The organism is Streptomyces sp. NPDC002328, from assembly GCF_042890065.1.
Taxonomy (GTDB): Bacteria; Actinomycetota; Actinomycetes; order Streptomycetales; family Streptomycetaceae; genus Streptomyces.
On sequence record NZ_JBIARQ010000003.1, the window covers coordinates 106,136 to 130,844 of the forward strand.

Below are 24,709 nucleotides of genomic sequence, written 5' to 3' on the forward strand. Positions count from 1 at the left end.
GCCCACGGCGTCAGCGGCGCGCACGCCTCACAGCAGCCCGTCCCACATCTGCTCCAGCAGCACCGACCACCAGCTCTCCGCGGACCCGAGCGCCGCCGGGTCCAGCGAGGCCAGCTGGGCCTGGAAGTCGACGGTCCAGCGGCCCGCCTGCTCCTGGTTCAGCCCGAACCGCAGCCGCCACATCCGCCCGAGCAGCGCGAGCGAGCGCGCGAACTCCGGCAGCCCGGTGTTCACGAACTGCGGCGGCACGGGCGCCCCGCCCGGCCCCGCCTCCACCGGCACGGCGACGATGTTCGCCGTCCCGTACTGCACGCAGATCGCCTTGCCGAAGTCGCTGCCCATCACGAGGTACGACCCCGCGTCCGACGACGGCTGCACCCCCCGCTCGGCCGCCAGCTCCGCCAGCGTCGGCACCGGCCGCCCCGGCTGGGCCTGCGCCCAGAAGAAGGGGCCCATGTCCGCCGGCAGACCTGCCGTCACCAGTGTGTGCGCCACCACCGGCGGCACCCCCTGCCGGGACACCGCCGCCTGCTCGAACCGGAACACCCCCGGCCCGAACGCCGCCGCCAGCTCCTGCCCGATCGCCTCCGGCGGAACCGGCGGCACGGGCTGCACCGGCGGCAACGGCGCACGCACCGGCGCGGGGCGCGCGGGACCGTCGGCCACCTGGTGCAACTCGCCCTGGTGGGCCAGCAACTGCCCCATCCCCTGCTGCCGGCTCGCGTGATCCGTGCCGTACGGCGCGATGCTCGTGATCCGCGCCTGCGGCCACTGCTCCCGGATCATCCGCGCACAGTACGCGCCCGGCAGCTCGCACGACTCCAGCTCCGTGTGCAGCTCCAGCACCTGGTCCGGCGGCACGTTCATCGCGCGCAGCTCGTGGAAGATCTGCCACTCCGGGTGCGGGGTGCCCGGCGCGGAACGCCGGATCAGCTGCTGCTCCGAGCCGTCCTGCGCGCGGTAGCGCAGCACGGCCTGGTAGCCGGGGCCGACCGTCGGCTGCCCCTGCGGATACCCGTACGCAGACGGCTGCCCCGGCACGGGGGCGCCCGCCGGCGGCATCGCACCTGGCGGCGGCATCGCGCCCGGCGGCATCGGCTGCGGGACACCCGGGCCGCCCGGCGGGAACGGCGGCGGAGGGGTGCCCGGGGGGCCCTGCGGGGGTCCGGACAACACCGTCGCCGCGTGGTGCACGGCACCCTGCGCACCGCCGCCCCCGGAACCGGGAGCGCCGGGAGCGCCAGGAGCGCCTGGAGCGCCGACCGGGGGCTGCGGCGCGCCCGGTGCGTGGGGCGCGTGGGGCGCGCCCCCGCCCGGACCCGTCCGGCCGGGGTCGGCGAGCATCGTGGCGGCGTGGTGGACCCCACCCGGAGGCGTACCCCCAGGCGCGCCCGGAGCACCGGGAGCGGCAGGCGGCTGAGGAGCACCCGGGGGCTGAGGAGCACCCGGCCCCTCCGGTCCCAGCGCCGACACGAGCTGCGTGGGCACATAACCGCCCGCCGGCGTTCCGGGCGCGCCCGGGCCCGGCGGAGGCGGCGGAGTGCCGCCCGGCCGCGCACCCGGGACTCCCGGCGCACCCGGCGGCGGCGGAGGCGTCGACCCGCCGCGCGGACGACGCGGAGGCGGGGCCGCCTTGCTGGTCGCGGCGTCGGCGATGTCCCCGGCGTTCGGCGCGAGCGGCCGGCCCGGAGCCGCGGGCGCGCCCGGAGCCGCGGGCGCGCCCGGAGCGGCCGGGGGCTGCGGCGCACCCGGGCCCTGCGGGTAGCCGTACGGGGGCGCACCGGGCGGCGGCGTGCTGTGCGGCCCGCCCTGCGGCGCAGACCGGTCCAGCGCCGGCGAGACCGCCGTCGGCGGGAGCTGGCTGCCGCCGGCCATCAGCGCGGTCTTGGCGTCGGGCAGGGAGGAGGGCGGCGGCGCCTCGTCGTCGGAACCGCTCAGCGGCGGCGCGAACACCGTCGCGGGCAGCGGTACGGAACGGTCGTCGCCGGAGTCGGCGTTGGTGTCCGTGCCCGTCCAGGGCGTGGCCCCCACAGGCGTGGACGCCGCACCAGCACCAGCCCCCGCACCCCCCGACACCCCCGCCTGCGTCTGCGGAAGCGAGGGATCCGGCGTCACGGCCCCACCACCGGCGGAACCCGCGCCGGCCTCGGCGCCAGAGCCCGCCCCAGCCCCCTCCCCCCGCCGATCCGGAATCCCCAGCTTGTCCGCCGCCTCCTGCAACCACTCCGGCGGCGACAACAAGAACGACGTCTGGTTCAGATCCACCCGCGCCGCAGGAGCGGGCGCCGGCTCCGGCTCGCCGTCAGGACGCCCGTACTCCTCCTCGTACCGCCGGATCACCTCGCCCACCGGCAGCGACGGCCACAACGTGACCTCCCCGCTGTCCCGGGCGAGCACCAGCCGCTGGGCGCCGCCGTCCGAACGCGGGCCCTCCGCACGGTCCTCGGCCCACACCACGAACCCGAGGTCGAACTCCCGCACCCGCACCTCACGGTGCTGATACGCCGGAACGTCCCCGTTGATCCACTCTTCGCCGCGCTCCTGCGCCTGAGCGAACGTCACCATCGCCGGATCACTCCCCCACGCCGGCGGAGGAACCGGAGGCCCCCGCGGCCGTCGGAACGGCCCGCGCGAAACCGCCGTCCACCATCAGATTCGCCACCGTCTCCAACTCCGGCGGCCGGCCCGCCAGTCGGGACAGGAACGCGTCGAAGTCCTCACCGCACGGCAGCAACAACCGCTCCACCCGCTCCGCCGGCGACCACGCCGGATCCACGTCCCGCGCGTCGTCGTACGCGCAGAACCACACCGAACCGATCCGCGCGCCCTTCACCTTCACCGCCAGCAGACCGCCCTGGACGAAACCGACGCCCAGGTAGTCCTTCGTCAGGTGGTCCCGCAGACACTTGTTGACGTACACGAGGTCGTTGACCGCGGCCTCGTCCCGCACCGTGAAGAACGGCTGGTCCACCAGCAGGCCCAACTCCGCGTCCAGCGCCGCGCCCACCGGCGCGCAGCCGCCCGCCGCCTTCAGGAACGCCCGGTACGCGCCCGGCAGCCGGTAGCCGAGATCCTCCTCGACCCCCTGCACCTGCTGCTCCGTCACCGCCACGCCCGACTTCGGCAGACCGAAGTGCGCGGGGCGCGTCTCCTGCAACGGCCGCGTCCCCCGCTTCGCGTGATCCACCGCCGCCGTCGCGAGCCCGCCGTGATGCCGCAGCAGCGCCTTCACCTCGACCGGGACCAACTCCAGCCGCCGGGAGGCCGTCACGTGATGCCACGTCCAGCCGTGCGGCGTCGCCACGCTCTCGACCGTGTCCCACAGTTCATGACCGGACGCCGACAGCGCCGCGTTCGCCGACACGTAGTCCGTCAGCCGCAACTCGTCGACGCCGAAGCCCTCCGGCGGGTCCGCGATCTCCGCCGCCGCGCGCGCGTAGGACGAGAAGTCGGGGTGACCGCGCTCGTCCACCCGTACCCCTCTCGGGTGCCGTGCGGCCCGGACCGGATCCGGGAAGTGCACGACCTGCCCGGCATAGGCCGCGTTCGGCGGCGCGGCTTGCTGCCCGAGCCGACCTGTCGTCATGGCGGTTGCCCCCTGCGGCACTCTGTACGGACCGAAGCGGCCGGCCCCGCTTCCGGTTCCGACCACCACGCCCCGTATCCGACTGTCTCCGACGTTCTCCGACGCGCGTCAACCACGCGCCAAGCGGTGCCGACAGCCTATGCGGTACGACGACACCGGTCACCGGGCCTCCGCTTCCGTGACCAGCCGTCACCCCGCCGTGACAGCGCGCCCCGAACCGGGCGTGTCGCGCCGCCCCAGCTTCCCCAGCAGCCTCGCCATTTGGCACCCTGTGACGTCCGGGGGATGCACGGGAGGGGAAGACGATCATGAACGCCACGCAAACGGGACCGCACGCGGGCCGCTCCGGCGACCCCCGCATCGGGTGGAGCCACGACGACACCCTGCACGTCCCCGCCCTCCTGCACCGCCGCGACGGCATACTCCCCACCATCGCCGCCGCCCTCTCCGTCCGCGGCGAGACCCTCACCGGCACCGCCGCCCGCGGCGACCAGCCGCCCGCGCTGCACCCGCTCGTGCAGGACTTCCTCGACACGCTCGGCAGCGCCCAGCGCGACCGCTTCACCGGCCGCTGCGCCGAGGCGCTCCTCATCTCCCGCCACATCGCCGCCGTCGACGCCACCCGCAGCAGACGCGCCGCCCGCAAGCCGATGACCAACGGCGAGGCCCGCAAGGCCCTCAAGCAGGCCAAGCTCACCGCCCGCCGCATCCGCGAGGACGGCGACCCCCTCCACGGCAGCTTCGCCTCCCCCTGCCGCGCCTGCACCGCCCTCAGCGACCACTTCGGCGTCTACATCGTCGACCCCGCGGGGTCCACCGGCTGACACCTCACCGCACCACCGCACCGCAGCACCACCGCACCGCCGCACGATCTCGACGAACGAAGGGCAGATGCACCCCGACCACCGCACCTCCACCGCACGCTTCCCCGTGACCGTCGACGCCACCCTGCGCGCCGCCGGCTGGCACCCCGGACGCTGGGACATCAAACAGGCCGAACTGTGGGCCGACTCCCTGCGCGAGCACACCTCGCCCGCCGGCCACCGGCACGCCGTCTTCCCCGCCGCCGTCGAGGCCTGGGCCGAGTTCGGCGGCCTGCGCGTCACGCCCAGCGGCCCCGGCCGCCAGGTCGCCCCCGTCACCCTCGACCTCAACCCCCTGCACGGCCTCCACATGGCCCGCACCCTCGCCGACCTCGGCCGCGCCCTCGACACCGACGTCAGCCCCCTCGGCGCCGAGACCGACCAGAACGGTCTCCTCGCCATCGACGCCGGAGGCCGCGTCTACGCCCTCGACCACACCGGCGACTGGTACCTCGGCGCCGACATCGACCAGGCCCTGGGCGCGCTCGTCTCCGGCATCGAACCCACCCGCCTCACCGCGGGCTGACCCCGCTGGGGGCGACGCCGCGGGAGGCGACACCGCGCCTCACCGCGCCTCACGCCGCCGGAATCACCGCCGACACCCGGAAACCGCCCGCCTCCGTCGGCCCCGACACGAACACCCCGCCCAGACCCACCACCCGCTCCTTCATCCCCACCAACCCGTTGCCCCCCGACGGCAGCCGCGCCGACGACGCCGAACCCGCCTCCGGCGGCGGCTCGTTCTCCACCTGCATCGCGATCTCCGCCACCCGGTGCGCCAGCCGCACCCGCGTCTTCGCCCCCGCCGCGTGCTTGTGCACGTTCGTCAACGCCTCCTGCACCACCCGGAACGCCGTCTGCTCGATCTCCGGCGGGTACGCCCGCACATCGCCCTCCACCGACAGCTCCACCACCATCCCCGCGGCCGCCGACTGCCCCACCAACTCCTCCAGCTCCTCCAGACACGGCCCCTCCCCCTCCTCCACGACCCGCGCCACCGCCACCGCGGCGACCGCCGCCACCACCGGACGCCGCTCCCCCTCACCACTGCTGCGCAGCACCCCGAGCATCTCCCGCAGCTCGGTCAACGCCTGCCGCCCCATGTCCCCCACCAGCGCGGCGTTCTTCACCGCCTTCTCCGGATCCTTCCGGGCCACCGCCTGCAACGCCGCCGCGTGCACCACCATCAGACTCACCCGGTGCGCCACCACGTCGTGCATCTCCCGCGCGATCCGCGTCCGCTCCTCGTTACGGGCCCACTCCGCCCGCTCCTCCGCCCGCTCCGCGAGCAGTTGCAGCTCCCGCTCCAGACTGTCGGCCCGCTCCCGCAGGCTCTCCATCAGCCGCCGGCGCGCCCCCACATACAGGCCGAGCAGCAGCGGCGGCGCGGTCAGGCCCAACGAGATCGTGATCGAGGCGAACGGCACGAACCAGTCGCCCAGCGTCAGATCGTCCTGCACGACGTCCCGCCGCACCTGGACGAACGTCACGATCAAGGCACCCACCAGCTGCATCGCCGCCAGCGACCCGATGATCCGGCGCGGCAGCTCCGACGCGGCGAGCGTGTACAGCCCGACGATCCCCATCAGGAAGCCCATCTGGGCGGGGGTGATCGCGATCGACACCAGCACCACGGCGATCGGGTACTTCCGGCGCACCAACAGCACCGAACCGGTCAGGAACCCGAACACCACCCCCACGCCCGCCGGAATCCCCGCGTCCCGCGCGAACGGAATCCCCTCGGCCGCACACTCCAGGGCCGACACCGCGGCCAGAAACCAGTCGAACACCGCACTGCGACGTCTGCCCCACCACCACGGCCCTCCCCGAGCCGTGCCGGTCTCTTCCCCCGTCGTGGTCATGCCTCCACCCTACGGGCGCACCCCCCACTTTCCCCGACCGATTTCCACGACCGACCTCCACCACACCTCGTTACCGAACAACACCGAAACCCGCAGGTATCCATCGAACTGCTGAACCATGCCCGTTCGACCCTGGAGTCCGACATTCCGGCTGGACGGTATGTGCATGGCACATTCCCATGGCAAGTACGCAGACTTCGAGGGCCTGCGGGAGCAGGCGGTCGCCCTGCGGCGGGCGGGTTACAGCCTTCGACAGATCCGCGACGAACTGAAGATCTTCAACAACGACATCCTCAACCGACTGGTGAAAGGGGAACCGCCGCCGGAGTGGACGAGGAGGCCACGCGCGAAGGACGACCTCCGGGCACGCGCACGGGAGCTTCGCCTCCAGGGCTGGACGTACGACCAGATCGAGGTGGAGCTGGGGTGCTCGAAGAGTTCGGTGTCGCTGTGGGTGCGGGACCTGCCGAAGCCCGAGCGGCGGACCCCGGCCGAACAGGCGAGGCTGGCCAACCGGAAGAGGTGGGAGCACGAGCTGGCAGTGCGGGACGAGAAGCGGCAGCAAACCAAAAAGGCAGCCGCGAGCGAGATCGGAGAGTTGACCGCCCGAGACCTGTTCCTCATCGGCGTAGCGCTCTACTGGGCCGAGGGCGCCAAGGACAAGCCCTACGCCAGGCGCGAGTACGTGCAGTTCGTCAACAGCGACCCCGGCGCCATCAGCGTCTTCCTTGCGTGGCTGGACCTTCTTGGCGTGGAGCGGGAACGTCTGCGCTACAGGGTGATGATCCACATGACCGCCGACGTCGCGCATGCTGAGCAGTACTGGGCCGGCCTCGCAGGCATCGACGCGTCTCTGCTCCAACCGACGACCCTCAAGCAGCACAACCCCAAGACCGTACGCAAGAACGTGGGCGAGAACTACCGAGGTTGTTTCGTGATCAGCGTCCTGAAGGGGGCTGACCTGTACCGACGCATCGAGGGCTGGTGGTCCGGGATGGTGGTGGCAGCAGAACAACGAACCCCGTAGGCTGACCCCCGGCAATCCCGGGTCGTCTAAGGGCAGGACAGCGTCTTTTGGTGTCGCTTATGGAGGTTCGAATCCTTCCCCGGGAGCGAGACCAATAGCAGAAGTGGGCCCTGACCGCCACAGGTCAGGGCCCTTTCGCATGTCCCCCAGGAGACCCCCCGGTATCCTTCGGATGTCCCCACCTCCCACAGCCGAAGGGCATTTCCGTGAGCGCCATTCGCCCGGCAGCCGTCGTCGTTCTCGCAGCGGGTGAGGGCACCCGTATGAAGTCGGCCACACCCAAGGTCCTGCACGAGCTCTGCGGTCGCAGTCTCGTCGGGCATGTGCTGGCCGCCTCCCGGGAGCTGGACCCCGAGAACCTGGTCGTGGTGGTCGGGCACGCGCGGGAGAAGGTCACCGCGCACCTGGGCGAGATCGACCCGGGCGTGCGGACCGCGGTGCAGGCGGAGCAGAACGGCACCGGGCACGCCGTCCGGATGGGTCTCGAGGGGCTCGGCGGCAGCGTCGACGGGACGGTCGTCGTGGTCTGCGGGGACACCCCGCTGCTCACCGGCGCGACCCTGGCGCAGCTCGCCGCCACGCATCACACCGACGGCAACGCGGTGACCGTGCTGACGGCGGAGGTGCCGGACTCCACCGGGTACGGGCGGATCGTGCGGGACGGGGCGTCGGGCGCCGTGACGGCGATCGTCGAGCACAAAGACGCGACCGAGGCGCAGCGGGCGATCCGTGAGATCAACTCGGGTGTGTTCGCGTTCGACGGTCCGCTGCTGGCGGAGGCGCTGAAGCAGGTGCGCACGGACAACAGTCAGGGCGAGGAGTACCTGACGGACGTGCTCGGGATCCTGCGGGAGGCGGGTCATCGGGTCGGCGCGTCGGTGGCGGGCGATCACCGGGAGATCGCGGGGATCAACAACCGGGTGCAGTTGTCGGAGGCGCGCCGGATCCTCAACGACCGGTTGCTGACCGCGGCGATGCTGTCGGGGGTGACCGTGGTCGACCCGGCGAGCACGTGGGTGGACGTGACGGTGACGTTCGAGCAGGACGCGGTCGTCCACCCGGGGACGCAGCTGCTGGGGTCGACGCATCTGGGCGAGGGCTGCGAGGTGGGGCCGAACAGCCGGCTGAAGGACACGTCGGTGGGCGCGGGGGCGCGGGTGGACAACACGGTGGCCGACGGGGCGCGGGTGGGTCCGCAGGCGTCGGTGGGTCCGTTCGCCTATCTGCGGCCGGGGACGCGGCTGGGTCTGAAGGCGAAGATCGGGACGTACGTCGAGACGAAGAACGCGTCGATCGGTGAGGGCACGAAGGTGCCGCATCTGTCGTACGTGGGGGACGCGACGATCGGTGAGTACTCGAACATCGGTGCCGCGAGCGTGTTCGTGAACTACGACGGGGAGAACAAGCACCACACGACCGTCGGTGCGCACTGCAAGACGGGTTCGGACAACATGTTTGTGGCTCCCGTCACCATCGGGGACGGCGCGTACACCGCGGCCGGCTCGGTGATCACGAAGGACGTGCCGCCCGGTTCGCTGGCCGTGGCCCGTGGTCAGCAGCGCAATATCGAGGGCTGGGTGGCCCGTAAGCGTCCGGGGAGTTCCGCGGCGAAGGCGGCCGAGGCGGCCTCGCGGCAGGGCGAGGGCCGGGACTGACCGGAAACGAGTGCGTCGAACACGGCGTACCGTGATAAGTGCACACCCGCACCCCTACCAGCTGAGACGGCCCGTCGCGCCCAGCGGCGCGGTCTCTCGACACCCAGCTGAGACACCTCTGAGGAGACAGTGCTGTGACCGGGATCAAGACGACCGGCGAGAAGAAGTTGATGTTCTTCTCCGGCCGCGCCCACCCCGAGCTTGCCGAGGAGGTCGCCCACCAGCTGGGTGTCGGGGTCGTCCCGACGAAGGCCTTCGACTTCGCCAATGGTGAGATCTACGTCCGTTACCAGGAGTCGGCGCGTGGTGCGGACTGCTTCCTGATCCAGAGCCACACGGCTCCGATCAACAAGTGGATCATGGAGCAGCTGATCATGATCGACGCGCTGAAGCGCGCGTCGGCGCGTTCGATCACCGTGATCGTGCCGTTCTACGGCTATGCGCGGCAGGACAAGAAGCACCGTGGCCGGGAGCCGATCTCGGCGCGGCTGATCGCGGATCTGATGAAGACGGCGGGCGCGGACCGGATCCTCACGGTCGATCTGCACACGGACCAGATCCAGGGCTTCTTCGACGGTCCGGTGGACCACCTGTTCGCGCTGCCGCTGCTGGCGGACTACGTGGGCAGCAAGGTGGACAAGACCAAGCTGACCGTGGTGTCGCCGGACGCCGGCCGGGTGCGGGTCGCGGACCGCTGGTGCGACCGGCTGGGCGCGCCGCTGGCGATCGTGCACAAGCGGCGCGACAAGGACGTGGCGAACCAGGTGACGGTCCACGAGGTCGTGGGTGAGGTCAAGGGCCGGGTGTGCGTCCTGGTCGACGACATGATCGACACGGGCGGCACGATCTGCGCGGCGGCGGACGCGCTGTTCGCGCACGGCGCGGAGGACGTCATCGTGACGGCGACGCACGGTGTGCTGTCGGGTCCGGCGGCGGACCGGCTGAAGAACTCGAAGGTGAGCGAGTTCGTCTTCACGAACACGCTGCCGACCCCGGGTGAGCTGGAGCTGGACAAGATCACGGTGCTGTCGATCGCTCCGACGATCGCGAGCGCGGTGCGTGAGGTGTTCGAGGACGGTTCGGTGACGAGCCTGTTCGACGAGCAGTAGGCGTCGTCCTCGCGGTGTCGTCGCCCTCGCGGCGTCGCCCTCGCGGTGATCGATTTCTTTGCGGCCTCCTTCGCCGAGTAGACTTCCGGAGTTGCTCGGCGAGGGAGGCCGTACCCGTGGGTGCGGTGCTCCGTTATCGACGCGCTCTTCGTAGCAGGCCGTTCGTGGCCGGGTGACCACGTCCGTTCTGATTCGTACGAGGAGTGATTTCCATGTCCGAGGTGAAGCTCAGCGCCGAGACGCGCAACGAGTTCGGCAAGGGCGCCGCGCGCCGCATCCGTCGTGACAACAAGGTCCCGGGTGTTCTGTACGGCCACGGCGACAACCCGCTGCACCTGACGCTGCCGGGTCACGAGCTGCTGCTGGCGCTGCGTACGCCGAACGTCCTGATCTCCCTGGACATCGACGGCAAGACCAACGAGCTGGCGATCCCGAAGGCCGTGCAGCGCGACCCGCTGAAGGGCTTCCTGGAGCACGTCGACCTGCTGCTGGTCAAGCGCGGCGAGAAGGTCAACGTCGAGATCCCGGTGCACACCGAGGGCGAGCTGGCCGCCGGCGGCAACCTGCTGGAGCACGTCCTGAACGCGCTTCCGGTCGAGGCCGAGGCCACGCACATCCCCGAGTCCGTCACGGTCTCCGTCGAGGGTCTGGAGGCCGGCGCCTCCGTCCTGGCCAAGGACATCACGCTGCCGAGCGGTGTGACGCTGGCCGTCGACGAGGACGCGGTGGTCCTCCAGGTTCTGGCCGCGCAGGCCGAGGAGGCTCCGGAGGGCGAGGAGTCCGAGGCCGGCGAAGAGGCCGCCGAGGCCTGATCGGCGCACGCCGACGGTACTGGTCAGCCGCCGCTTCCTTCGGGGAGCGGCGGCTGTCGCGTAGGAAGAGAGTGACGTGACGAGCGATCCGAACGCCCCCTGGCTGATCGTCGGGTTGGGCAATCCGGGCCCGGAGTACGCGATGAACCGGCACAACGTGGGGTTCATGGTGGCCGATCTGCTGGCCGAGCGGATCGGGGGGAGGTTCAAGCGGGCGGGCAAGGCCCAGGCGCAGGTCGTGGAGGGGCGGATCGGGCCGCAGGGGCCGGGGAGCCGGCGGGTGGTGCTGGCGAAGCCGATGTCGTACATGAACCTGTCGGGCGGTCCGGTGAACGCGCTGCGGGACTTCTACAAGGTGCCGCTGGGCAATGTCGTGGCGATCCATGACGAGCTGGACATCGACTACGGCGTGCTGCGCTCGAAGCTGGGCGGCGGGGACAACGGGCACAACGGTCTGAAGTCGATGACGAAGGCGATGGGCGCGGACTACCACCGGGTGCGGTTCGGGATCGGGCGGCCGCCGGGGCGGATGCAGGTGGCCGACTTCGTGCTGAAGGACTTCGCGTCCGCGGAGCGCAAGGAGCTGGACTACTTCGTGGACCGGGCGGCGGACGCGGTGGAGTGTCTGGTGATCGACGGTCTGGAGCGGGCGCAGAGTACGTACAACTCCTGACTTGTCCGCCCGTCCCGCCCCCAGCGAGTTGACCGTTCGTGGGGGCATGGCCAATGATCCCGGCCATGCCTGCCACTGCCGTTCCCTCCCGTAGGCGTTCCTCGCACCGGGGTTCCCCCCGCCGGCGCTCCTCCTCCCGCCAGGCCTCGGCCGCCGCGCTGCGGTTCGGCAGATCGGCGGCGATGGGGGTGGTGTCGGTGCTGATCCTGATCGCGGGGGTGTGGGGCTCCTGGGGCACCGCGCATCACGTGATGCTGACGAAGGGGCGGGAGCAGGGCACGATCGAGGTGACGCGCTGCGGCGAGGAGTCGTGCACGGGCCCGTACACGCCGGTGTCGCCGGGGTCGACGCCACGCGCGCGCGTGGTGATCGAGAAGACGGTGGCCGTGCGGACGGGGCAGACGTACACGGTGGTGATCAAGCCGGCCAGCGACGAGGTGCTGCGCTCGGGTCCGGCGGGGGTCCTGTACTCGTGGGTGCCGATGGGCGGCGCGCTGCTGCTGGCGTCGGTGATCGTCGCGGGCGGTCTGGGCCGGGCGCGGGCCGGGTGGCTGCTCGCCGGCTCGGGGGTGGCGCTGCTGACGGCGGCGTTCGTGGCCGTGTAGCGCGCGGCGGGAGCACAGCGAGCACAAGCGGGGAGCACAGGACGAGAAGGGCGCCCGCACGGTCCGTACGACCGTGCGGGCGCCCTTCGTCGTGCGGGTGCCGGTGTGTGCGGGTGCGGGTCAGCCGGTGTTGCGCAGGCCCGCCGCCACGCCGTTGACGGTGAGCAGGAGGGCGCGGGCGAGGAGCGGGTCGGGCTCCTCGCCGGCGGCGGCCGCGTCGCGCTGCCGCTTGAGCAGGGCCACCTGGAGGTAGGAGATCGGGTCCAGGTAGGCGTCGCGGATGCCGAAGGTCTGCCGCAGGGCGGGGGTGGCGTCCAGCAGCTCCCGCTCGCCGGTGATCTTGAGGACCTCGGCGACGGTGAGGGCGTGCTCGGCCTCGATGGTGTCGAAGACGTGCTTCAGCTCGTCGGGGACGAGGGTGTCGACGTAGTGCCGGGCGATCCGCAGGTCGGTCTTGGCGAGGGTCATCTCGACGTTGGAGATGAAGTTCCGGAAGAAGTGCCACTGCTCGTGCATCTCGCTGAGCACGGTATCCAGGCCCGTCTCCCGCAGCGCCTTCAGGCCGGAGCCGACGCCGAACCAGCCGGGGACGATCTGCCGGGACTGGGTCCAGCCGAACACCCACGGGATGGCGCGCAGTCCGTCGAGCGAGACGCCCGAGCCGGGGCGGCGGGAGGGCCGCGAGCCCAGGTGCAGTTCGGCGAGCTGGTCGACCGGCGTGGAGGCGAGGAAGTACGTCGGCAGGTCGGGGTCCTCGACGAGCCGGCGGTAGGCGGAGTGGGCGGCGTCGGAGACCACGTCCATCGCCGCGTCCCAGCGGGCGAGGGCCTCGTCGGACTGGCGGGGCGCGGTGTGCAGGGCGGAGGCCTGGAGGGTGGCCGCCACGGTCAGCTCCAGGTTCTCCCTGGCCAGGGAGGGGATGAGGTACTTGTCGGAGATGACCTCGCCCTGTTCGGTCACCTTGACCTCGCCCTCCAGGGTGCCCCAGGGCTGGGCGAGGATCGCGTCGTGGGAGGGGCCGCCGCCGCGGCCGACGGTGCCGCCGCGGCCGTGGAAGAGGCGCAGCCGGACGCCGTAGCGGTGGGCGACGTCGCGCAGCCGGCGCTGGGCGCGGTGGATCTCCCACTGCGAGGTGGTGATGCCGCCGAACTTGGAGGAGTCGGAGTAGCCGAGCATGACCTCCTGGACGTCGCCGCGCAGCGCGACGAGCCGCCGGTAGGACGGGTCGGCGAGCATCTCCTCCAGGATGGTGTCGGCGGCCTTGAGCTCGTCGGTGGTCTCCAGGAGGGGGACGATGCCGATCTTCGCCCAGCCGGCGTGCAGGTCGACCAGGCCGGCCTCGCGGGCGAGGACGGCGGCGGCGAACACGTCGTCGGCGCCCTGGCACATGGAGATGATGTACGACTCGACGACCTCGGGTCCGAAGACCTCCAGGGCGCGCTTGACGGTGAGGAAGACGCCGAGGGTCTTCTCGCCGGCCGCGTCGACGGGCGCCGGGGTGGGCGCCAGCGGCCTGCGCGACCTGAGCTCCTTGGCGAGCAGCTTGGTGCGGTACTCGCGGGGCATGTCGGTGTAGCGCCAGGACTCCTCGCCGAGGCGGTCGAAGAGCTGGCCGAGGGCGTGGTGGTGGGCGTCGGCGTGTTCGCGGACGTCCATGGTGGCGAGCTGGAGGCCGAAGGCGGCGAGGGTGCGGATGGTGCGGTTCATCCGGCCGTCGGCGAAGAGGGCGCCGCGGTGCTGGCGCAGGGAGCTCTGGATGAGGGTGAGGTCCTGGAGCAGCTCGCTCGTGCCGAGGTAGTCGCGGCCCTGCTCGTGCGGGATGCCCTTGGCGAGGCGCTGCTTGGTGTTCTCCAGCTTCTGCCGGATGCAGGTGGCCTTGAGCCGGTAGGGCTCCTCGGCGTTGAGGCGCTTGTAGCGGGGGCTGATCTCGGGCAGGCGTTCGAGGTCGGCGCGCAGGGACTCCAGGAGCTCCTCCGTGGCTCCGGTGTACCTGATCGAGTTCGACAGGAAGCCGCGCAGTTCGTCGATCATCTCCAGGGCGTCGTTGATGCCGTGCTCGTGCTGGAGGATGAGGACGTCCCAGGTGACCTGGGGGGTGACGTTGGGGTTGCCGTCGCGGTCGCCGCCGATCCAGGTGCCGAAGGTGAGCGGGCGGGTGTCGTCCGGGAGGGTGACGCCCACGCGTTCGAGTTCGGCGGTGAGGTCTTCGAGGACGTCGCCGACGGCGCCGGCGTGCAGCTCGTCCAGGTAGTAGATGGCGTTGCGGGCCTCGTCGGCGGGCTCGGGGCGCACGACGCGCAGTTCGTCCGTCTGCCAGACGAGGTCGATGTTCTCGGCCAGACGCGTGTCGTAGCGGCGGCGGTCGGATTCGATGACCGGGGTCTCCAGCAGCGCGGCGATGCGCCGCAGCTTGTTGAGGACCGACCGGCGGGCCGCCTCGGTGGGGTGGGCGGTGAAGACGGGGCGCACGTTGAGGTTGCGGACGGTCGCGCGGACGTGGTCGGCGTCGGCGTCCTTGAGGCGGTCGGCGGTGCGGGCGAGGAGGCCGCCCTCGGCGGCGCGGCGGGCGCGCAGCTCGCGGCCGCGGTGGACCTGCTCGGTGACGTTGGCGAGGTGGAAGTAGGTGGAGAAGGCGCGGACCAGCTTGGCCGCGGTCTCCAGTTCGGTGCCGCGCAGCAGTTCGGCGGCGGCCTCGCCGTCCTCGCGGGTGAGGCGGCGGACCTTCTCGACCAGGTCGAGGAGCTCGGGGCCCTCCTGCCGGACGAGGGTCTCGCCGAGGAGGTCGCCCAGTCGGCGGATGTCGGCGCGCAGCTCGGTGCTGGTGGTCGTCTGGTCGTCGGCACTGCTCACAGGTGCGGCTCCTTGCAGTGTTGAAGCTCGTCCGGGAGGGGAACCCGTCAGGTCGGTCCACGCGGCGGGCGCCGCTTACGGACCGGACATCCGGGAAGAAAACAGAGCGGACGGCGCTGTCCGACCGTCTCCAAGGATAGGTGTCCGTTCGGACGCGCAGGCTGGCGGGCTCTCGCCGCCCGGCGCGGCACTGCCATACTTACGACGCCGTAGGTTACGGAACCGTAGGGAACGGTCCGTGGTTCCTCTCGCCTCCGGCTCCTGCCGTCAGTCCACGACCCCACAGGGGACGCGCATGACCACAACCTCCGACGTGATCGAAGACCCTTCTCAGGCGCCCGGCGACTCACCCGCGCTCTCCGCCACCCTCGGCGGCGAGCAGAAGCGTTCGATCGAGCAGATCACCCTGCTGCTCTTCATCACCGTGCCGTTCCTGGCGGTGCTCGCGGCGGTGCCGCTGGCGTGGGGCTGGGGGGTGAGCTGGCTGGACCTCGGTCTGCTGTTCTTCTTCTACTTCCTCGGGTGCCACGGCATCACGATCGGCTTCCACCGCTACTTCACGCACGGCTCCTTCAAGGCGAAGCGGCCGCTGCGGATCGCGCTGGCGGTCATGGGCTCGATGGCGGTGGAGGGGCCGCTGGTGCGCTGGGTGGCCGACCACCGCAAGCACCACAAGTTCTCCGACGCCGAGGGCGACCCGCATTCGCCGTGGCGGTTCGGGGAGACGGTCCCGGCGCTGATGAAGGGCATGTGGTGGGCGCACATCGCCTGGATGTTCGACGAGGAGCAGACGCCACAGGAGAAGTACGCGCCGGATCTGATCAAGGACCCGGCGATCCGTGCGATCTCCCGGCAGTTCGTGCTGTGGGCGGCGCTGTCGCTGGCGTTGCCGGCGCTGATCGGCGGGCTGGTGACGATGTCCTGGTGGGGCGCGTTCACCGGGTTCTTCTGGGGTTCGCTGGTCCGGGTGGCGCTGCTGCACCATGTGACCTGGTCGATCAACTCGATCTGCCACGCGGTGGGCAAGCGGCCCTTCAAGTCACGGGACCGCTCGGGCAACGTGTGGTGGCTGGCCGTCCTGTCGTGCGGCGAGTCCTGGCACAACCTGCACCACGCCGACCCGACGTCGGCGCGGCACGGGGTGGAGCGCGGGCAACTGGACTCCTCGGCGCGCTTCATCCGCGTCTTCGAGAAGTTCGGGTGGGCGTACGACGTGCGCTGGCCGTCACGCTCGCGTATCGATTCGCGCCGGAAGACGGGTGAGGACGGCTCCCGACGCCGGAAGGTCACCGCCGACGCGGCATGATGGACGCCGTGGCGACCGACTCCAGCAGTACCCCGAGCAACGAAGCCAAGCCGAGGCGCACGCGTCGTACCCGGATGACCGGTGCCGAGCGCCGCCAGCAGTTGCTGGAGATCGGTCGGACGCTCTTCGCGGCGAAAGGTTTCGAGGGCACGTCGGTGGAGGAGATCGCGGCGAAGGCCGGGGTGTCCAAGCCGGTGGTGTACGAGCACTTCGGCGGCAAGGAAGGCCTGTACGCGGTCGTCGTGGACCGGGAGATGCGCCGGCTCCTCGACATGGTGACGAGTTCGCTGACCGCCGGTCATCCCCGGGAGCTGTGCGAGCAGGCGGCCTTCGCGCTGCTCGACTACATCGAGGAGTACACGGACGGCTTCCGCATCCTGGTCCGGGACTCCCCCATCCCGCAGTCCACGGGCTCGTTCGCCTCTCTGATCTCGGACATCGCCACCCAGGTGGAGGACATCCTCGGCCGCGAGTTCAAGAGCCGGGGCTTCGATCCCAAGCTGGCGCCGCTGTACGCGCAGGCGCTGGTGGGCATGGTCGCGCTCACCGGGCAGTGGTGGCTGGACGTGCGCCGCCCGAAGAAGGCGGAGGTGGCGGCGCATCTGGTGAACCTGGCGTGGCACGGGCTGGACGGTCTGGAGGCCAAGCCGCACCTGATAGGGCGCCGCAAGAGCTGACACCACGGGAGGGGCCCCCGCCGTATCGGCGGGGGCCCCTCCTGTGCTCGGCTCAAGCTGTCGGACGTGTCAGCGCTTGAACACGTCCTTCGCCTTCTCCTTGGACTGACGGGCGTCGCCCTTCGCCTGCTCGGCGCGGCCCTCGGCCTCCATCCGCTCGTTGCCCACGGCACGGCCGACAGTTTCCTTGGCCTTGCCCTTGGCCTGCTCCATCTTCGCCTTGGACTTCTGCTCGCCTGCCACTACCGATCACTCCCAGTCAGGTCTGCGGTCTGTCTCGCTACAACGGGTGACCCGTCTCGCTCGGTTCAAACAGGGTTTCACAAGGTGCATGTTGTGCCATCATGTGCACATGACCGAGATCGCGATCAGCGCAGCCCGTTCCCAGCTCGGCGACCTGGTCCGCCGCGCGGCCCACGGCCGGGAGACCATCGCCCTCACCGATCACGGCCATGTGGCCGCGCTGCTCGTCTCTCCGCAGGTGATAGAGGATCTCGAAGACGCCCTCGCGGTCGCGGAATACCAGCGGCGCAAGGCGGAGGGGACGCTCGGGCCCGGCATTCCCCACGACGAAGTCGGACGCATGCTGGGCCTGCGGCCGTGACCTACCGCATCATCTGGGAACCGACTGCCACAGATCAGGCTTCTCGATTCGTGAAGGAGGACCCGGCCGGGCTCGCCGCGGTCTACGAAGCCGTCGACGCGCTCGCGAAGGCGCCACGCCCTTCCAACTCCTTCCCGTACGGTCCGGAGATGCGACGCCTCCGCATCGGCGACTACCGCGTCCTGTATGTCATCGACGACGACGTGATCCGCATCCTCGTCGCCCACCTGGGACGCACACCCTGACCCTCACGCCCCCTTCCGGGCCACCGCGAACAGGCGGCGGAAGGGGAGGATCGTGCCGTAGTCGTGGGGCGGGTAGGCCTTGCGGAGGAGGTCGCGGTATTCGGCGGTGAAGGCTTCCCGGGAGTCGGGGTCGTCGGCCAGGGCGGTGAGGACGGGGCGCAGGCCGGTGCCCTTGACCCAGTCGAGGACCGGGTCCTCGCCCTGGAGGACGTGGTGGTACGTCGTCGTCCAGACGTCGGTCTCGCAGCCGAGGCGGGCGAGGCGGTCGAGGTAGACGGCGGGGGCGTGGACGGAGTCCTCGTGGCGCAGGACGTGCGCGAGGCGGTTCTTCCAGCGGGGCGTGTCGCCGAGTTCGCGCATGAGGGCGTGCAGCGGGGCGTCGATGTTGTGCGGGACCTGGAAGGCGAAGGCTCCGCCGGGGGCGAGTCCGTCGAGCCAGGCGGGGAAGGCGTCGAGGTGGCCCGGCACCCATTGCAGGGCGGCGTTGGAGACGATCACGTCGTAGGTCTCGGCGGGTGTCCAGGTGGTCAGGTCGGCGTGCGCGAAGTCGAGGTGCGCGCCCGCGTACGCCTGCGCCTCGGCGAGCATCTGCTCGGAGTGGTCGTAGCCGGTGATGCGCGCGGCGGGCCAGCGGTCGGCGAGGACGGCGGTGACGTTGCCTGGGCCGCAGCCGAGGTCGGCGACGCGGAGCGGCCGTGCCGGGTCCGCGGGCGGATCGGGGACGCGGGCGAGGAGGTCGGTGAAGGGGCGGGCGCGGTGGCCGGCGTGGCGCAGGTACTGAGCGGGGTCCCAGGTGGAGTCGGTCATGCCCCCACTCTCCTCCCCCGTTTATCTCGACGTCAAGAGACTTGATATCAAGAGACTTCATGTCGACACAACCACTACACTGATCGTCATGGAGGACGAGGTCGATCGACTGGTCTCAGCGTGGCGCCGCGAGCGCCCGGACCTCGACGTGGAGCCGCTCGAAGTGCTCAGCCGGGTGAGCAGGCTGGCCCGGCATCTGGACCGGGCGCGCCGGCTGGCTTTCTCCGAGCACCAGCTGGAGCCCTGGGAGTTCGACGTGCTGACGGCGCTCCGGCGCGCGGGGGCTCCGTATCAGCTCTCGCCGGGACAGCTGCTGACGCAGACGCTGGTCACGTCGGGCACGATGACGAACCGGATCGACCGGCTCGCGAAGAAGGGCCTCGTGGAGCGGCTGCCCGACCCGAGCGACCGCCGCGGTGTGCTGGTCCGCCTCACGGACGACGGCAAGGACCGCGCCGACCAGGCGCTGGCCGGCCTGCTCGACCAGGAGCGGGCGATCCTCGCCGAGCTGTCCCACACCCAACGCGGCGAACTCGCAGGCCTCCTACGCCAGTTGACCGCCCCGTTCGACAACATCCCCGGCTAAGGGCCTGCCGGCCGGATCCTGCCGGAGACGCGGGGGCCGGCACGCACATCTGCCGCGTTGTCGTCGCTCACCGATGCTCCGCATCGCCTCGCTCCTCCGCCTTGCATATGCACGCACCGGCCCCCGCTCACGTAAGTGACTCAGGCACTGCTGCTTTCCTCCGGCATGATCCGGCCGGCAGGCCCTAGGTCCACCGGCCCGACCCCTGCCCTGCGGGCCAGCGCGACCGCCGCCAGGGTGGAGTGGACGCCCAGTTTGCCGAGGACGTTCTGCATATGGGTGCGGACCGTGTGCGGGGAGAGGAACAGGCGTTCGGCGACGGCCTTGCGGCCCAGGCCGGCGACCATGCAGCGCAGCACCTCCCGCTCCCTCGGCGTGAGGGACTCCACCAGCCGCTCGCTCTCGGTGCGGTGCTTGCGCGCCGCCGTCAGCTCCCTGAGCACGCCCGTGAGCAGCGCGGGCGGCAGATGCGTCTCCTCGCGGAGCACCCCGCGGATGACGGTGAGCAGCCGCGACAGCGAGCAGTCCTTCGCCACCCACCCCGACGCCCCGGCCTGGAGGGCGAGAGCCGCGCGCCGCGGATCGTCCTTCTCGGCGAGGACGACGATCCGTACGGACGGCTGCCCGGAGCGGACGCCGGCGACGAGCGATATCCCGTCGACGAGCCCGTCCTCGTTGCCCTCCTGGACGGGCACCGCGGGCCGCATGCCCGGCAGCCGGCCGCCCAGATCGGCGTCGACGAGCAGCACGTCGTACCGCCGCCCCTCGGCGACCGCGCGCTCCAGGCTGCGCAGCGCCGCCGGGCCGCTGCCGGCCGCGGAGACGTCGACGTCGGGCTCGGCGGCCAGAGCCGCGGCGAGCGACTCGGCGAAGATACGGTGGTCGTCGACGACCAGGACTCGGATGCGAACCACGAAACCCCCTTCCCCGAGCTCCTCACGGAGCAGGGGATACCCCAGGCCGGAGAACGACGACCGGCGCGGGCACGACGCCCGCAGGGTGGTGCGCATCGGCACGGCCGCCGCCGTGCCGACATCGATACCCCCACCGCGGGCGTCGTACCCGACTGTCTCGCCCCCTGATCGGCACCGGCCCCCACCGGCGCTGTTCACAGGGTAGGGCTGTGGGCGTACAGCGGAAGGCAAATGGCAGAACTGATTGGCCAGCGCGTTTATCGTGTGCCGCATGTTCCGCCTTGAGGCAGAAGTCGACAGAAACCGCCGTGATCTGCTCCGTTCCCGGCTCCGCGAGAGCGACGCCGCGGCCTCGCCCGTTCTGCGGTCGCTGCTCGGCACCCCCGGCGGACGCGAGACGCCGCTGCACGTGTGGGCGCTGGACGAGGCCGGCGCGCTGGCGGGCGGCCTCGTCGGCCACACCTGGACGACGTGGCTGCACGTCGCCCACCTGTGGGTCGACGCCCGGCACCGCGGCCGCGGCCTCGGCTCCGGCCTGCTGACGGAGGCGGAGCGCGTCGCCGGCGAGGAGCGCGGCTGCCGCCGGGCGCGCCTGGAGACCTGGGACTTCCAGGCCCCGCGGTTCTACCGGCGGCACGGGTACGAGGTGGTGTGCGTGATCGAGGACTATCCGCCGGGGATCACGGAGTACACGCTGACGAAGCGTCTGGCGTGATACTCCCCCGGCGTCTGTGCGCTGCCGTCCGCGCGCAGAGGTGACGCCCAGGCTGCACAGTCCCGCCCTTTACCGTGCGGCGCCATGAGCCTGCTACGAAAGCTGAACTCCAAGCTCGCGCTCCGGGTCCACGCTGCTGCGCATGATGCTGGGCGCGCACCCCCAGCTGTACTCCTGTCATGAGCTGCATCTGACCGGTCTGGAGGTGCACTTCAAGAGCGACCGGCACACTGAGCGGTCGGCGGGCACGTCCTGCGCTACGAGGACCTGGACTTCGAGCCCGGCATGCTCGACTACGGCGGCTGTCTGGAGGGGGGTGCTGGGCGCGGGCTTCGGCGACTGGAACGACAAGATCCGTACGGGACGCGTGCAGCCGGACCGGCCGGCGCCGGCCGCCCGGACGTCCCGGACGTGCTGCGCCCGATGTGCGAGCGGTGGGGTTACCTCTGAGGGTGGGCGGAGACACGTCAGGGGCCGGGAACCCGCAGGCCCCCGGCCCCCTGACTCGGCTGAGCCGTCGCGCTCAGGCGAGCCGCGTCGCGCCCGCCGCCGGCACCGCCTCGAACACGCGCGGCGCGGTGAAGTCCGCCGCGGCGAACGCCTCGCCGACCGCCTTGGTGATCGTCTCCACGTCGGCCGCCTCGGCCAGCACGATCGCCGAGCCGCCGAAGCCGCCGCCGGTCATCCGGGCGCCGAGCGCGCCCGAGGCCAGCGCGGTGTCGACGACCAGGTCCAGCTCGGGGCAGGAGATGCGGAAGTCGTCCCGCAGCGAGGCGTGTCCCTCGGTCAGGACCGGGCCGATCGCCCGGGTGTCGCCCGACTCCAGCAGCGACACGACCCGTTCGACCCGCTGGTCCTCCGTCACCACGTGCCGCACCAGCCGGCGGACCTCCTCCTCGTCGCCCAGCCGGGCCAGCGCCGCGTCGAGGTCGCCGTAGGGGACGTCCCGCAGGGCGTCGACGCCCAGCAGGGCCGCGCCCTTCTCGCAGCCGGCCCGGCGCTTGCCGTACTCGCCGTCGCTGTGGGCGTGCTTGACCTGCGTGTCGACGACGAGCAGGCGCATGCCCTCGGCCGCGAGGTCGAAGGGGATCTGCCGCTGGGAGAGGTCCCGGGTGTCCAGGAACAGGGCGTGGCCGGCCTCGCAGCAGGCGGACGCGGTCTGGTCCATGATCCCGGTGGGGGCGCCGACGTAGACGTTCTCGGCGCGCTGGCACAGGCGGGCCAGCTGCCAGCGCTGGAGGCCGAGGCCGTACAGGTCGTTGAGGGCGAGGGCGACCACGACCTCCAGGGCCGCCGAGGACGACAGGCCCGCGCCCGAGGGGACGGTCGAGGTCAGGTGGACGTCGGCGCCGGTGACGGCATGGCCGGCCTCGCGCAGGGCCCAGACCACGCCGGCCGGGTACGCCATCCACCGCGAGTCCGACTGCGGGGTCAGCGCGTCCAGGTCCAGTTCGACGACGCCGCCCTCGACGTCCGCGGAGTGCAGGCGCAGCCGGCCGTCCTCGCGGCGGGAGACCGCGGCGAGCGCGGTGTGCGGCAGCGCGAAGGGCATCACGAAGCCGTCGTTGTAGTCGGTGTGCTCACCGATGAGGTTGACGCGGCCGGGCGCGGCCCAGACGCCCTCGGGCTCGGCCCCGTACAGCTCGACGAAGCCGGCCCGCACCTGCTGTGCCCCCACTACTGCTCCTTCGCGCTGTCTTCGGTGTCGCTGTCTTCGGTGTCGCTGTCCGCGATGTGCTGTGCGAACGTCCACGCGTCCGCGACGATCCCGGCGAGGTCCGCGCGGGACGGGGTCCAGCCCAGCCGCTCGCGGGCGGCGTCCGCGGAGGCGACCAGGACGGCGGGGTCGCCGCCGCGGCGGGGGGCCACGATCTCGGGGATCGGGTGGCCGGTGACCTTGCGGACGGTCTCGACGACCTCGCGCACGGAGAAGCCGTTGCCGTTGCCGAGGTTGCAGACGAGGTGCTCGCCCGGCTTCGCGGCGCGCAGGGCGAGGAGGTGGGCCTCGGCCAGGTCGGCGACGTGGATGTAGTCGCGGACGCAAGTGCCGTCCGGGGTCGGGTAGTCGTCGCCGTAGACGGAGATCGCGTCCCGCTTGCCCTGGGCGACCTGGAGGACGAGGGGGATGAGGTGCGACTCGGGCTGGTGCCGCTCGCCCTGGGCGCCGTACGCGCCGGCCACGTTGAAGTAGCGCAGGGACACCGCGCCGAGTCCGTGGGCGGCGGCCTCGCCGCTGATCATGTGGTCGACGGCGAGCTTGGAGGCGCCGTAGGGGTTGGTGGGCTTGGTGGGCGCGGTCTCGACGATCGGGACCTGCTCCGGCTCGCCGTAGGTCGCGGCGGTCGAGGAGAAGACCAGCTTGCGCACGCCGGCCTCGCGCATGGCGCCGAGGAGGGCCATGGTGCCGCCGACGTTGTTGTCCCAGTACTTCTCGGGCTTCACCACCGACTCGCCGACCTGCGAGAAGGCGGCGAAGTGGAGGACGGCGTCGAACGTCGGGTCGAGCCACTTGGCGGCGTCGCGGATGTCGCCCTCGACGAAGTCGGCCCCGGCCGGGACACCCTCGCGGAAGCCGGTGGAGAGGTTGTCGAGGACGACGACCTCGTGCCCCGCCTCCAGCAGGTGCTGGGCGACGACGCTGCCCACGTATCCCGCGCCGCCCGTGACCAGATACTTGCCGCTCATGAACTCGCTACCTCTCGCAGTCGCTCGGCCGCGCGCTCCGGAGGCACGTCGTTGATGAAGACGCTCATGCCGGACTCGGAGCCCGCGAGGAACTTCAGTTTGCCGGACGTACGGCGGATGGTGAAAAGCTCCAGGTGCAGCGCGAAGTCGTCGCGGTTGACCCCGTCGAACTCCTCCAGCTGCCCGAACGGCGCCTGGTGCCAGGCGGCGATGTAGGGGGTAGGAGGCTCACCTTCGCCGAAGATCCGGTCGAAGCGCCTCAAGAGTTCCAGATAGACCTTGGGGAACTCTGTGCGCGCCGCCTCGTCGAGGCCGAGCAGATCGGGCACGCGGCGGCGGGGGTAGAGGTGCACCTCGTACGGCCAGTGCGCCGCCCAGGGCACGAAGGCGACCCAGTGTTCACTCTCCAGGACGACGCGTTCCTCGGCGAGTTCCCGCTCCAGCACGGCGTCGAAGAGGTTCTCCCCGCCGGTGGCGTCCTTGTGGGCGGCCACCTGGCGCAGCATCAGGGAGGTGCGGGGGGTGGTGAAGGGGTAGGCGTAGATCTGCCCGTGCGGGTGACCCAGCGTCACACCGATCTCGGCGCCGCGGTTCTCGAAGCAGAACACCTGTTCCACGGAGGGCAGATGCGACAGCTCGGACGTCCGGTCGGTCCACGCGTCGAGCACCAGCCGCGTCTGCTCCTCGGTGAGGTCGGCGAACGACGAGTCGTGGTCGGAGGTGAAGCAGACCACCTCGCAGCGCCCGGAGTCGCCGGCCAGCGAGGGGAAACGGTTCTCGAAGACGACGACGTCGTACGACGCGTCGGGGATCTCGCTCAGCCGTTCGCCCTGGGAGGGGCACAGGGGGCACTCGTCGGCCGGCGGATGGTAGGTGCGTCCCTGCCGGTGGGAGGCGATGGCGACGCCGTCGCCGAGGAGCGGGTCCCGGCGTACCTCCGAAGTGGTGACCGTGCGCTCCAGGGGGCGGCGGTCCACCGCGTCGCGCACCGTGTCGTCCCGCAGGTCGTAGTAGATGAGCTCACGACCGTCGGCCAAGCGGGTCGAGGTCTTCTTCACCGCGACTCTCCATCCCTACCGAACAAAGCTTCAAACAGAACCGAACACATCAAACCACAATCCCCCATGC

General features: G+C 71.5%; 24 protein-coding genes and 1 tRNA gene. 15 read left to right on the plus strand and 10 right to left on the minus strand.

Annotated features, from left to right (window positions below):
- Positions 1 to 27: 27 nt before the first annotated feature.
- Both ACFYX4_RS10155 and ACFYX4_RS10160 read right to left on the minus strand, forming a co-directional pair.
- Positions 28 to 2,565, minus strand: coding sequence for an SUKH-4 family immunity protein (locus ACFYX4_RS10155; protein ID WP_389328956.1), 2,538 nt, complete (start codon positions 2,563 to 2,565; stop codon positions 28 to 30).
- Between the two features lie 7 nt (positions 2,566 to 2,572).
- Positions 2,573 to 3,586 carry an SMI1/KNR4 family protein gene (locus tag ACFYX4_RS10160; RefSeq protein ID WP_389328959.1) on the minus strand — a complete coding sequence of 338 codons (1,014 nt, stop codon included), beginning with the start codon at positions 3,584 to 3,586 and terminating at the stop codon, positions 2,573 to 2,575.
- Between the two features lie 308 nt (positions 3,587 to 3,894).
- Here ACFYX4_RS10160 and ACFYX4_RS10165 point away from each other — a divergent pair, with 308 nt between their 5' ends.
- The gene (locus ACFYX4_RS10165; protein ID WP_389328962.1) at positions 3,895 to 4,410 is read left to right on the plus strand and encodes a YwqJ-related putative deaminase; all 516 of its coding nucleotides are present in this window, start codon (positions 3,895 to 3,897) and stop codon (positions 4,408 to 4,410) included.
- A gap of 67 nt (positions 4,411 to 4,477) precedes the next feature.
- On the plus strand, positions 4,478 to 4,975 hold the full coding sequence (locus tag ACFYX4_RS10170) for an SUKH-3 domain-containing protein (protein ID WP_389328965.1): 498 nt from the start codon (positions 4,478 to 4,480) through the stop codon (positions 4,973 to 4,975).
- Between the two features lie 49 nt (positions 4,976 to 5,024).
- On the opposite strand, the gene ACFYX4_RS10175 is transcribed toward ACFYX4_RS10170, so the two are convergent.
- Positions 5,025 to 6,311, minus strand: coding sequence for a sensor histidine kinase (locus ACFYX4_RS10175; protein WP_389328968.1), 1,287 nt, complete (start codon positions 6,309 to 6,311; stop codon positions 5,025 to 5,027).
- A 166-nt stretch (positions 6,312 to 6,477) separates the two neighbouring features.
- On the opposite strand from ACFYX4_RS10175, the gene ACFYX4_RS10180 reads away from it, so the two are divergent.
- The 7 genes from ACFYX4_RS10180 to ACFYX4_RS10210 all read left to right on the plus strand — a co-directional run bounded on the left by ACFYX4_RS10180 (position 6,478) and on the right by ACFYX4_RS10210 (position 12,192).
- Positions 6,478 to 7,338: a hypothetical protein gene (locus ACFYX4_RS10180; protein WP_389328971.1), complete on the plus strand. Its 861-nt coding sequence runs from the start codon at positions 6,478 to 6,480 to the stop codon at positions 7,336 to 7,338.
- A gap of 15 nt (positions 7,339 to 7,353) precedes the next feature.
- Positions 7,354 to 7,424, plus strand: a tRNA-Gln gene (locus tag ACFYX4_RS10185).
- Between the two features lie 120 nt (positions 7,425 to 7,544).
- Positions 7,545 to 8,993: a bifunctional UDP-N-acetylglucosamine diphosphorylase/glucosamine-1-phosphate N-acetyltransferase GlmU gene (gene glmU / locus ACFYX4_RS10190; RefSeq protein WP_389328974.1), complete on the plus strand. Its 1,449-nt coding sequence runs from the start codon at positions 7,545 to 7,547 to the stop codon at positions 8,991 to 8,993.
- 134 nt (positions 8,994 to 9,127) lie between these two features.
- Entirely contained in the window at positions 9,128 to 10,102 is a 975-nt protein-coding gene (locus ACFYX4_RS10195) for a ribose-phosphate diphosphokinase (protein WP_389328977.1), read from the plus strand.
- Positions 10,103 to 10,314: 212 nt separating this feature from the next.
- Positions 10,315 to 10,914, plus strand: coding sequence for a 50S ribosomal protein L25/general stress protein Ctc (locus tag ACFYX4_RS10200; RefSeq protein WP_389328980.1), 600 nt, complete (start codon positions 10,315 to 10,317; stop codon positions 10,912 to 10,914).
- A gap of 76 nt (positions 10,915 to 10,990) precedes the next feature.
- Complete coding sequence (pth, locus tag ACFYX4_RS10205) at positions 10,991 to 11,587, plus strand: aminoacyl-tRNA hydrolase (RefSeq protein ID WP_389328983.1); 597 nt, start codon at positions 10,991 to 10,993, stop codon at positions 11,585 to 11,587.
- A gap of 53 nt (positions 11,588 to 11,640) precedes the next feature.
- The gene (locus ACFYX4_RS10210) at positions 11,641 to 12,192 is read left to right on the plus strand and encodes a hypothetical protein (RefSeq protein ID WP_389330201.1); all 552 of its coding nucleotides are present in this window, start codon (positions 11,641 to 11,643) and stop codon (positions 12,190 to 12,192) included.
- Positions 12,193 to 12,312: 120 nt separating this feature from the next.
- Here ACFYX4_RS10210 and ppc read toward each other — a convergent pair whose 3' ends face one another.
- Positions 12,313 to 15,042, minus strand: a complete 2,730-nt coding sequence (ppc, locus tag ACFYX4_RS10215; RefSeq protein WP_389328986.1) for a phosphoenolpyruvate carboxylase — start codon at positions 15,040 to 15,042, stop codon at positions 12,313 to 12,315.
- A gap of 295 nt (positions 15,043 to 15,337) precedes the next feature.
- On the opposite strand from ppc, the gene ACFYX4_RS10220 reads away from it, so the two are divergent.
- Positions 15,338 to 16,348 carry an acyl-CoA desaturase gene (locus tag ACFYX4_RS10220; protein ID WP_389328989.1) on the plus strand — a complete coding sequence of 337 codons (1,011 nt, stop codon included), beginning with the start codon at positions 15,338 to 15,340 and terminating at the stop codon, positions 16,346 to 16,348.
- Positions 16,345 to 17,025, plus strand: coding sequence for a TetR family transcriptional regulator (locus ACFYX4_RS10225; protein WP_389328992.1), 681 nt, complete (start codon positions 16,345 to 16,347; stop codon positions 17,023 to 17,025). Before ACFYX4_RS10220 ends, ACFYX4_RS10225 begins: the two co-directional genes overlap by 4 nt.
- Before the next feature lie 69 nt (positions 17,026 to 17,094).
- On the opposite strand, the gene ACFYX4_RS10230 is transcribed toward ACFYX4_RS10225, so the two are convergent.
- Complete coding sequence (locus ACFYX4_RS10230; protein WP_352247780.1) at positions 17,095 to 17,268, minus strand: CsbD family protein; 174 nt, start codon at positions 17,266 to 17,268, stop codon at positions 17,095 to 17,097.
- A 109-nt stretch (positions 17,269 to 17,377) separates the two neighbouring features.
- On the opposite strand from ACFYX4_RS10230, the gene ACFYX4_RS10235 reads away from it, so the two are divergent.
- Both ACFYX4_RS10235 and ACFYX4_RS10240 read left to right on the plus strand, forming a co-directional pair.
- Positions 17,378 to 17,629: a type II toxin-antitoxin system Phd/YefM family antitoxin gene (locus ACFYX4_RS10235; RefSeq protein ID WP_389328995.1), complete on the plus strand. Its 252-nt coding sequence runs from the start codon at positions 17,378 to 17,380 to the stop codon at positions 17,627 to 17,629.
- On the plus strand, positions 17,626 to 17,874 hold the full coding sequence (locus ACFYX4_RS10240; RefSeq protein WP_389328998.1) for a type II toxin-antitoxin system RelE/ParE family toxin: 249 nt from the start codon (positions 17,626 to 17,628) through the stop codon (positions 17,872 to 17,874). Before ACFYX4_RS10235 ends, ACFYX4_RS10240 begins: the two co-directional genes overlap by 4 nt.
- 3 nt (positions 17,875 to 17,877) lie before the next feature.
- On the opposite strand, the gene ACFYX4_RS10245 is transcribed toward ACFYX4_RS10240, so the two are convergent.
- Positions 17,878 to 18,681 (minus strand): trans-aconitate 2-methyltransferase, encoded by an 804-nt coding sequence (locus tag ACFYX4_RS10245; protein ID WP_389329001.1) that lies wholly within the window; start codon positions 18,679 to 18,681, stop codon positions 17,878 to 17,880.
- 88 nt (positions 18,682 to 18,769) lie between these two features.
- On the opposite strand from ACFYX4_RS10245, the gene ACFYX4_RS10250 reads away from it, so the two are divergent.
- A complete protein-coding gene (locus ACFYX4_RS10250; protein WP_389329004.1) occupies positions 18,770 to 19,267 on the plus strand; it encodes a MarR family winged helix-turn-helix transcriptional regulator in 498 nt (165 codons plus the stop codon).
- A gap of 140 nt (positions 19,268 to 19,407) precedes the next feature.
- On the opposite strand, the gene ACFYX4_RS10255 is transcribed toward ACFYX4_RS10250, so the two are convergent.
- A complete protein-coding gene (locus ACFYX4_RS10255; RefSeq protein WP_389329007.1) occupies positions 19,408 to 20,181 on the minus strand; it encodes a LuxR C-terminal-related transcriptional regulator in 774 nt (257 codons plus the stop codon).
- Positions 20,182 to 20,452: 271 nt separating this feature from the next.
- Between ACFYX4_RS10255 and ACFYX4_RS10260 the strand changes: the two genes are divergently transcribed.
- The gene (locus tag ACFYX4_RS10260; protein ID WP_389329010.1) at positions 20,453 to 20,896 is read left to right on the plus strand and encodes a GNAT family N-acetyltransferase; all 444 of its coding nucleotides are present in this window, start codon (positions 20,453 to 20,455) and stop codon (positions 20,894 to 20,896) included.
- A 523-nt stretch (positions 20,897 to 21,419) separates the two neighbouring features.
- On the opposite strand, the gene galK is transcribed toward ACFYX4_RS10260, so the two are convergent.
- From galK to galT, 3 genes are read right to left on the minus strand one after another with little or no spacing between them, the layout of a single operon-like run.
- Positions 21,420 to 22,574: a galactokinase gene (gene galK, locus ACFYX4_RS10265; protein ID WP_389329013.1), complete on the minus strand. Its 1,155-nt coding sequence runs from the start codon at positions 22,572 to 22,574 to the stop codon at positions 21,420 to 21,422.
- Positions 22,574 to 23,581 (minus strand): UDP-glucose 4-epimerase GalE, encoded by a 1,008-nt coding sequence (gene galE / locus ACFYX4_RS10270; RefSeq protein WP_389329016.1) that lies wholly within the window; start codon positions 23,579 to 23,581, stop codon positions 22,574 to 22,576. Before galE ends, galK begins: the two co-directional genes overlap by 1 nt.
- The gene (gene galT / locus ACFYX4_RS10275; RefSeq protein ID WP_389329020.1) at positions 23,578 to 24,639 is read right to left on the minus strand and encodes a galactose-1-phosphate uridylyltransferase; all 1,062 of its coding nucleotides are present in this window, start codon (positions 24,637 to 24,639) and stop codon (positions 23,578 to 23,580) included. Before galT ends, galE begins: the two co-directional genes overlap by 4 nt.
- Positions 24,640 to 24,709 lie beyond the last annotated feature (70 nt).